This window comes from Martelella sp. UBA3392 (assembly GCF_002358775.1).
GTDB lineage: Bacteria > Pseudomonadota > Alphaproteobacteria > Rhizobiales > Rhizobiaceae > Martelella > Martelella mediterranea.
The window spans coordinates 3,002-3,272 of record NZ_DEPM01000080.1 but is presented as its reverse complement, the minus strand read 5'-3'; the positions used below and the strand labels follow the sequence as shown (position 1 = coordinate 3,272).

The following is a 271-nucleotide window of genomic DNA, read 5'->3' as shown; positions in this document are numbered from 1 at the left end:
GACGAACCGTCGAACATGATGCCGTCGGCGAACAAATCTTCATCGACAGCGGAAATGTCCATCGTCACGTGCTGCAGCTTGCCCTTGGGGTCGGTAAAGCGCAGATCCACGAACTTGACGTCGTTGTCCTTGATTTGTTTCATAATTTCAGAAGCTGTCGTCATTTAACGTTTTCCTTGCATAAGAAGATGACGATAGGGATGCCCCGTCTTTGTCAAAAGAGGAGGGATGGATCAGATGGCGTCAACGCCGGTTTCGCCGGTGCGGATGC

1 protein-coding gene is annotated in these 271 nt (G+C 51.3%); it reads right to left on the bottom strand.

All coding sequences use genetic code 11. From position 1 onward, the window contains the following. Positions 1-164 (bottom strand): glutamine synthetase beta-grasp domain-containing protein (locus B4E36_RS06065; RefSeq protein ID WP_345900115.1); only part of this gene is annotated, 164 nt, incomplete at its 3' end. Positions 165-271 lie beyond the last annotated feature (107 nt).